6 protein-coding genes and 1 CRISPR repeat array are annotated in these 8,881 nt (G+C 52.9%); all 6 genes read left to right on the forward strand.

Annotated features, from left to right (window positions below; genetic code table 11):
- The first annotated feature begins 409 nt into the window (after positions 1–409).
- The 6 genes from ACWIUF_RS12085 to ACWIUF_RS12110 all read left to right on the forward strand — a co-directional run bounded on the left by ACWIUF_RS12085 (position 410) and on the right by ACWIUF_RS12110 (position 8,046).
- Positions 410–1,651: a vWA domain-containing protein gene (locus ACWIUF_RS12085; protein WP_448572639.1), complete on the forward strand. Its 1,242-nt coding sequence runs from the start codon at positions 410–412 to the stop codon at positions 1,649–1,651.
- A 256-nt stretch (positions 1,652–1,907) separates the two neighbouring features.
- Complete coding sequence (locus ACWIUF_RS12090) at positions 1,908–2,888, forward strand: TIGR04168 family protein (RefSeq protein ID WP_448572640.1); 981 nt, start codon at positions 1,908–1,910, stop codon at positions 2,886–2,888.
- Positions 2,878–4,155: a class I SAM-dependent methyltransferase gene (locus ACWIUF_RS12095; protein ID WP_448572641.1), complete on the forward strand. Its 1,278-nt coding sequence runs from the start codon at positions 2,878–2,880 to the stop codon at positions 4,153–4,155. Before ACWIUF_RS12090 ends, ACWIUF_RS12095 begins: the two co-directional genes overlap by 11 nt.
- 496 nt (positions 4,156–4,651) lie before the next feature.
- On the forward strand, positions 4,652–4,918 hold the full coding sequence (locus ACWIUF_RS12100) for a Uma2 family endonuclease (RefSeq protein WP_448572642.1): 267 nt from the start codon (positions 4,652–4,654) through the stop codon (positions 4,916–4,918).
- Between the two features lie 223 nt (positions 4,919–5,141).
- The gene (locus tag ACWIUF_RS12105; protein WP_448572643.1) at positions 5,142–7,130 is read left to right on the forward strand and encodes an ABC transporter ATP-binding protein/permease; all 1,989 of its coding nucleotides are present in this window, start codon (positions 5,142–5,144) and stop codon (positions 7,128–7,130) included.
- A gap of 43 nt (positions 7,131–7,173) precedes the next feature.
- Positions 7,174–8,046, forward strand: coding sequence for a bile acid:sodium symporter family protein (locus ACWIUF_RS12110; protein WP_448572644.1), 873 nt, complete (start codon positions 7,174–7,176; stop codon positions 8,044–8,046).
- A 124-nt stretch (positions 8,047–8,170) separates the two neighbouring features.
- A CRISPR array of direct repeats spans positions 8,171–8,869; the repeat unit is 37 nt; unit sequence GTTTCAGTCCCGCGATCGGGATTCTAACAATTTGAAC.
- The last annotated feature ends 12 nt before the right edge of the window (positions 8,870–8,881 follow it).

The raw sequence follows: 8,881 nt of genomic DNA on the forward strand, positions 1-8,881 counted from the left end.
GGACATAGGTGGGGGTTGGCGTCGGCAATCGGGGGGGAAGTATCCGGAGTGGCGATCGGTGCATCAGTATCCTCAAGGGAGGGCAATCCGTGCGCTTGGGCGATCGGGACCAAGGGGATAGACTCAGGCCGTTCGTTGGCACATCAGCCTTGACGGATTAACCTTGGGGTATCCACTAACGTGGGCGTCTGACCCTGGGTCTGTGCCCTGCGGACCTGGTGGCGGCTTGCTGTTAAGCGGCAGCGTTGGGAACTGGGGCAGTAGCAGGCGTCAATGACCATAAATTTAAGCATTAACCTCGGTCCGGGTTTGGGGGTGGGACGTTACGATCAGAACAGCAGCTTAACGCATTGCCAATTTAATACATGGCCAATTTAAGGCATTACCCATCATCAAGGAGTTTCTAGTCATGCGAGTGGGTCTTAAGGTCGCCCTTAGCGATGCCAATCTCGATTTAACGCAAGCCAGCAACCAGCGCCAGCTCGCGATCGCGATCGCGGCCCTGACCCCCGATGGTGCCCGTACCGCCCCCCTGAATCTTTGCCTGATTCTGGATCACAGTGGCTCTATGCAGGGACGCCCCCTGGAAACCGTGAAACAAGCCGCCTATCGCTTGCTGGAGCAACTGACTCCTGAGGATCGCATTTCGGTAGTTGCGTTCGATCACAAGGCCAAGGTCCTGGTCGCCAACCAGGCCGCCAATAACCTAACGGCCCTGAAGTTTGAAATTGGCCGGTTAACGGCGGATGGCGGAACCGAGATCGATGAGGGTCTCAAGCTGGGGATTGAAGAACTGGCGCGGGGTAAGCAAAATACGGTTTCCCAAATCCTGTTGCTGACGGATGGGGAAAATGAGCATGGGGATAACGATCGCTGCCTGAAATTAGCGGAGGTGGCTGCTCGCCAGAACTTCACGGTTAATACCCTAGGATTTGGCAACCATTGGAACCAGGATGTGCTGGAAAAACTCGCCGATGCGGGCGGGGGTGCCCTTGCGTATATCCAACGCCCGGAAGCCGCGATCGCGGAATTTAGCCGCCTGTTCAGTCGCATGCAGTCGATCGGCCTCACCAATGCGCACCTACTCCTGTCCCTGTCGGCAAGTGCCCGTCTGGCCGAACTCAAGCCGATCGCCCAGGTATTGCCCGAAACGATCGAACTGACCCCGCAAATGGAGGCGGATAAGCTAGTGATCCGGCTGGGGGATTTGATGATTGATGCCCCACGGGTCGTGCTGGTTAACCTCTACCTCTCCCAATTGCAGGAGGGACCCCAATGCCTGGGACGGGTGCAGGTGCGGTATGATGATCCGGCCATTGGGCAGACCGATCTCCTATCCGAGGGGGTAGCCGTTGAGGCGATCGGGATGCGCCAGTACCAACCCCAACCCAATCCAGAGGTCCAAACCCACATCCTGGCCCTCGCCAAGTATCGCCAAACCCAAATTGCCGAAACCCGGTTGCAACAGGGCGATCGGGCGGGTGCCGCCACCCTGCTTCAGTCGGCGGCGAAAACAGCGCTGCAAATGGGCGATCGCAATGCTGCAACGGTCCTTCAGGAAAATGCGACTCGCCTGCAAACGGGTGAAGACCTATCGGAAGCCGATCGCAAGAAAACTCGCATTGTTTCCAAAACCATCCTGCAACCCTGAGCCGCCGTTTTAAGCGGGGGAATTGCTGTTAAAATCGCGACTACGAACAACAACGATCTGACTGTTTAACCCAATCCATTAAGTGTGTCGTGACGACGTTAGAACAACAACGATCTGACTGTTTAACCAGATCTATTAAGTTTGTCGTGACGACTTTAGTCGTCAAAGCACCGTATCTGAACTGTTCAAACGGCGTCTAAGACGCCTGTCACTCTCCCCTCATCCCGCGCTAGCTCAACTGCCGCTGTCGATCACTATGAGTGTTTCTCCACCCCCTGCTTCCTTGACCCTCGCAATTGTGGGTGATGTCCATGAGGCTTGGGGACCGGAGGATGGGTGGGCGCTACAGCAGTTGGGGGTTGATCTGGTGCTGTTGGTGGGGGACTTTGGCAATGAGTCGGTGGCGACGGTGAGTGCGATCGCCCAGTTGGCCCTACCGAAGGCGATCGTGCTGGGTAATCATGACGCCTGGTATACCGCGACGGATTGGGGACGCAAAAAATGCCCCTACGATCGCACCCAGGAGGACCGGGTTCAACAACAACTCGACCTGTTGGGGGATACCCACGTCGGCTATGGTTTTCTAGACTTTCCCAGCTTGGGTTTGAGTGTGGTGGGGGGGCGTCCCTTTAGTTGGGGGGGACCCCAATGGCAACACGCCCGATTCTACCGCGATCACTATGGGATCACGGACTTTGCAACCTCCACTGCCCGGATTGACCAAGCGGTCCAGCAAACCTCGACGGACACGATTATTTTCCTGAGCCACTGCGGTCCTCAGGGCCTCGGTGCGCAACCCCATGATCCCTGTGGGCGTGACTGGAAACCCCTGGGTGGGGATTTTGGCGATCCCGACTTGGCCGCTGCGATCGCCCTGACCCAACAGAGGGGTAAGCACGTCCCGCTGGTCGCCTTTGGCCACATGCACCACCACCTGCGCCATACCCAACAGCAGATCCGCCGGATGCTCCATGTCGATACGGCTGGCACGGTCTACCTCAATGCGGCTTGGGTGCCCCGTGTTGTTAAGACAGCACACGCATGTCGTCGTAATTTTTCGCTGGTGCGTCTCCAGGGGCGGGTTGTCACCGAGGCGGCGGTGGTGTGGGTAACGGCAACCGGGGCGATCGTGGCGGAAGAGGTACTTTACCGGAGGACAGGCGCAGCGATCGGGCGTATGGGAAGATGGGCAAACCCAGCTCCCCGTAGCGTGTCTGGCATTCTGTATGACGGTTAGTCAATTTCCCTGGTTTTCCAATCCTGCCCCCATGCGCCCCACCCCCCGTCCCTTACCAACCCTGGGGAATCCGGCCCTATGGGAAATTCTGCAACAGAAAATCGCCACTAGTCCCCAGCAACGGCTTACTTTTGCCGAGTATATGGATTGTGTGTTGTATCATCCCCAAGCGGGCTATTACGCAACCCATGTCCAGCTAGGGATGCGGGGGGATTTTGTGACGGCGCCCCATATTGCCGCAGATTTTGGTGAACTTTTGGCTGGCCAATGTCTAGCGATCTGGGAAAGCTTAGGCAAGCCGGCATCGTTTACCTGGGTGGAAATGGGAGCCGGAGAGGGTGTACTCGCGCGGGATATGTTGCGAGCGCTCCATCAGCAAGCACCGACCTGTTTCGCGGCGCTAGCCTACTGCATGGTTGAGTCATCGGCTTACCTGCGCGATCGCCAACGCCAAACCCTTCAGCCCCTAGGCTCCCTCGCTGATCGCGTCTACTGGCAATGCCTGGAAGACTTGCCGGAGAATAGCATTACGGGCTGTTTTTTCTCTAATGAATTAGTCGATGCCTTCCCGGTTCACCAGGTGATTGTCCAGGCTGGGGAACTCCAGGAAATCTATGTGACGATCGCACCGGGCCGTCATGAAACTGAGCCACGGTTGCAGGAAGCGATCGGGGACCTCTCCAGCCCCGCCCTGCGGACCTATTTCGATCGCCTGGAGATTAACTTGCAATCGGGGCAATATCCCGACGGTTATCGAACTGAGGTCAATTTAGCGGCACTGGATTGGTTAGCAACGGTGGCTAGTCGCTTACAGCAGGGGTATGTCCTGACGATCGACTATGGTTATCCCGCTACCCGTTACTATCATCCCCGGCGACCCCAGGGCACCCTGCAATGCTATTACCAGCAGCACCACCATAATGATCCCTATGTTTATATCGGTCATCAAGATCTCACGGCCCATGTTGATTTCACCACCCTGCAAGTTTGGGGTGAAGCGCAGGGATTAACCCCGATCGGCTTTACGCAACAGGGACCCTATTTAATGGCCTTGGGGCTGGGCGATCGCCTGAGTGCCTTGGCTAATAACCAAACGTACCTCACTGGCCAGAAGTTAAACCAGTTGCTCCAACGACGACAGGCCCTCCATGATCTGATTAATCCCCTTGGTATGGGGAACTTTGGGGTTCTGCTTCAGGCCAAGGGGCTAGGGGCAGTGGCAACAACAGCATGGCCACTTCGCTCAGAAACCATCCCATTACCCTGAGCCAGACATTAACCTTGAAATTAACCTGGTCATGTTCGGAGACGCTACGCGAACAAAAAACAATTGTGGGATAGGCATCTTGCCTACCCCTGAGACAGCCGAGTCTTCGATAGACTCAGACGGCTATCTCACGTTCAATTTGTGATCTAATGATACTGGAACTTAACGCAGAATTGTACCCCTATGACAACAATACCCTTACCCTCTCAAACGGATCGGCTGAGGTCTATTTTGCACTGGAGATTGAGTCTGAAGTTCGCCATGAATATCGGAATGGAGAAATTGTACTCATAACTGGGGGAACTCCTACCCACAACGAGATTAGTAGTATTTTCAATGCGCTGCTACGCGTTGCCCTTAAAAGCTAGCCTTATAGTATTTTTGTGGCGGATCAGCGGTTGTGGATTCCGGCGGTAAATTTATATACTTATCCCAATGTCATGGTTACACCGCGTCCAGCTGATTTACAACCAGGACGTGATGTAAGGATACGGTGATGAAACCCATTCTGATTGCAGAGGTATTGTCCGACTCAAGGCAAGGGTACGATCGTGGGGATAAATTTACTGCCTACCGCACGATTTCCACGTTTCAGGAATCCTTACTGATTGACCAGTATCACTATCATGTTGAGCATTATCAAAAACAGGCGGAAAATCAATGGTTGTTGATGGAATATCGTGACCCTGATGCCAGCTTTACGCTGCAATCGCTCAAGGTCACGATCGCGCTAGGGGATCTTTATGAGGCGATTGTGTTCTAACGCGGTGGTAGCACCGGGTATCTCGCTGACTCGCAATGCTGGGGGGATATCCACGGCGGGAACACCTGGGATGACCTGGAACGGCAGAGATCGTCGCCACTCTGGTATCGTGGGAAGATGTGCAAACCCGTTGCCAGATGGTGATCTCTGAAGCTTGTTGGTTGAATAGCCCCAGGGAACGGCTGACTGGGCGACGGTTTCTTGGTCCATCCCTTTATTTCCTATGAACGCAGCAGAACCTCCTATTCAGCACTTTCGCTTTGATCGGCAACTGTGGCATCGATTTATCGAGATCGCCCAGCCCTACTTTTATCCGACCAATCGCGGCAGTACCTGGATATTTGCTGGGTTACTGCTGGTATTACTGGTCGTGGTGGTCAGCCTGACCTTTTTCCTGGCGGTGGGCCTCACCCTGCTAGGTAAGTTGCTGTTCCCGACTTTTTTCACCGATCTGGCGGGGGGATTGGTTACCCAGGTCAATGGTCTTCTCAATTCGCCCATTCCCTATATTGCCCTAGGGGCACTGTTGCTCAGTGGGCTAATTTTTGCGTCCCAGCGGCGTAAACTTCGGCAGCGGTGGCTGCAATGGGTGTTGTTGGGGCTGCTGCTCTTCCTCTCGTTTGCTGTGAATGGCATGAACGTCATTCTCAGTTTTGTTTTCCGATTTATTGATAATGTTCTCGTTGATAAAAATGAGGCCGCTTTCTGGCAATTTTTGTGGGTTTATGCTGGGGTGTTGATTATTGCCATCCCAGTGATTGTTTTGTATCGATATGTTCGCCTGAAATTGGGTCTATTTTGGCGAGAATGGTTGACCAAGGATTTCCTCGATCGCTATTTCGATAACCGCGCCTACTACGAACTGGACTCTAATGCCGCAAACGTAGAGGTAGATAATCCCGATCAGCGGATTACCGAAGATATTAAATCCTTCACCGGTACTACGCTTTCATTTTTGCTGGATATTTTAGATTCTATTCTGACGCTGATTTCATTTACGGCAATTCTCTGGTCAATTTCGCGGCCATTGACGGGGGGATTGATCGTGTATGCATTGGCAGGAACTGCGATCGCGGTTATTGCTGGAACCAAGCTCATTCGGATTAACTATGACCAACTCCGCCTGGAAGCCAATTTTCGCTATGGCATGGTCCATGTACGCGATAATGCTGAGTCTATCGCCTTCTATCGAGGTGAGACTTTAGAAATCCAACAAGTCGTACAGCGTCTGATTGCTGCCCTACGCAATTTTGATTTACTCATTGTCTGGCAAGCCATTATTGATCTTTTTCAATATGGATATAACTACTTTGCGCGATTAGTCCCCTATTTAATTGTTGCCCCCCTGTATTTTTCAGGCAGTGCTGACTTCGGGACGATCGGTCAATCCTACTTTGCCTTTAGTCAGGTCCTGAGTGCGTTGTCGTTAATTACAAACCAAATTCAGGCGATCGCGGGGTTTGCCGCCAGTGTCAACCGTTTGGGAATGCTCGATGAGGAACTCGATCAACCGGGTCCCGCACCCGATAGCTCTGATCACCGTATTGAAACCCGCATTGCTCCCCGCATTGCGATTGAACATTTAACCCTCCGCACCCCCAATTCAGAACAAACCCTGATTGAAGATTTGTCGTTAGATGTGGGTAATGTCGATCGCCTGTTGGTCGTGGGGGCCAGTGGGTGTGGTAAAAGTTCTTTTCTACGTGCGATCGCGGGCCTGTGGACTAATGGCGAGGGGGTGATTACCCGTCCCGATTCCCAGGAGATGTTGTTTTTGCCCCAGCGTCCCTATATGCTGCTTGGCAACCTGCGTGAACAACTGATTTATCCCAACCTGCGCAGCCACATTAGTGATGACGAAATCCAGGAAGCCCTGCAATTAGTCAACTTGGAAGGGTTACCGGAACGATTAGGCGGGATGGAGATTGTCAAAGACTGGCCGTCCGTCCTTTCCTTGGGGGAACAACAGCGGCTTGCCTTTGCGCGGATTCTGTTGTCTCAGCCGAAATACGTGATGCTGGATGAGGCTACTAGCGCCCTGGATGTGAAAAATGAACGCCAACTCTATGAACTTCTGAGAAGCCTTGATTTAGTCTATATCAGTGTCGGCCATCGGCCTAGTTTGTTGGACTATCACCAGGTGGTTTTGGAGTTGGGTACCCAGACCGGTTGGCAACTTTGGCGTGCGGAGGAATATCGCTTTAGCCTCTAGGTGTTAGCACAATTTTCGCTGCTGTTGTCAATTCCTCGCCCTTATGCAGAGCAACTTATTCACCGCTGTTTTATTGCCACTAGCGCTAGCAATTGTCATGCTAGGGATGGGACTCAGTTTAGTTCCAGAAGACTTTAAGCGAATCACTCGTTACCCCAAGGCGGTTGCTGTGGGTGGAGTCTGCCAGGTCTTGCTGCTGCCGCTGATTGGAGCCTTGATCACACTAGTCGTGCCCATGCAACGGGCGATCGCGGTGGGTCTGCTTGTTTTGGCTATCTGTCCTGGCGGGCCTTCCTCTAATCTTGTTACCTATCTGGCCAAGGGCGATGTTGCTCTATCGGTGACGCTGACGGCAGTCAACAGCATTGTCACCGTGTTTACCATTCCCCTTTTTACCAATCTGGCACTCCAGTATTTCCTGGGCACAAGGGCTGCGATCGCCCTACCGATTGGCACGACCATGCTGCAAATTTTCCTGATTACGCTCTTGCCGATAGCGATCGGGATGGCCATTCGTCACCAGTTTCCTGACACTGCGCGTCGCCTGGAAAAGCAAATGAGCCGCCTTGCGGTTGGATTATTAGCACTGATTATTTTTCTGTTGCTGGTAAGGGAAGGCAGTAAGCTCCCCGGATTCCTGATGCAGGTGGGGATCGGCGTTGTATTGCTTAACCTCGTGGCTATGCTAGCCGGATTACTTGCAGCCAAGCTATTTCGACTGCCACTGGCTCAACAGATCTGTATCGCTATTGAAGTCGGCATTCAAAATGGGACGTTGGCGATCGCCATCACGGCTGGCCTGCTGGACAACCCCGACATGGCTGTGCCTGCTGCCGTTTATAGCTTGTTGATGTATGTGACTGGCTTTGGCGCTATCCGCTATGGTAGACAAGCCATCGGTAGCGTGTCTACCTAAAAGGACCGAATATTCGCGATCGGTGCCAATCTTATCGCCCCTCGCCTCGAAAGTCAATTGACGATCAGGATGCTAACAATTTGAACCAGATTAGGACAGTAACCAAAATCAAGATCGTAGATCGGTTTCAGTCCCGCGATCGGGATTCTAATAATTTGAACATAGAGTTGTTTAATGCCCTAGGATCATTTCAATTGCCGTTTCAGTCCCGCGATCGGGATTCTAACAATTTGAACCGCCGGATTTCCACAACGCCATCGCCGCGTTGCCAGTTTCAGTCCCGCGATCGGGATTCTAACAATTTGAACGGTCAAATCCCTAGGAAAATCTAGGGTTCTTTGCCCCCGTTTCAGTCCCGCGATCGGGATTCTAACAATTTGAACTACAACATTTTGGCTGAGTGCGTTGACATCTATCGCGTTTCAGTCCCGCGATCGGGATTCTAACAATTTGAACTTCTGAGCTAGGGCCTATGCTTCCTGCGGATCTTCGTTTCAGTCCCGCGATCGGGATTCTAACAATTTGAACCCCGGCCATGTACTCGCCCGTTTCAAAGAATTCAGCAGCGTTTCAGTCCCGCGATCGGGATTCTAACAATTTGAACTCATGACAAGCAAGGTCGGTGTGTCCTTATTGGCGACGTTTCAGTCCCGCGATCGGGATTCTAACAATTTGAACGGCGTAATGTGGCCCCCATTGCGTTAGGCAGTTTGGTTTCAGTCCCGCGATCGGGATTCTAACAATTTGAACCTGCTGACTTCGAGGCCGCCTTGCGTCCCCATGCCGGTTTCAGTCCCGCGATCGGGATTCTAACAATTTGAACAAACGTAAGAAG

The organism is Trichothermofontia sp., assembly GCF_053493415.1.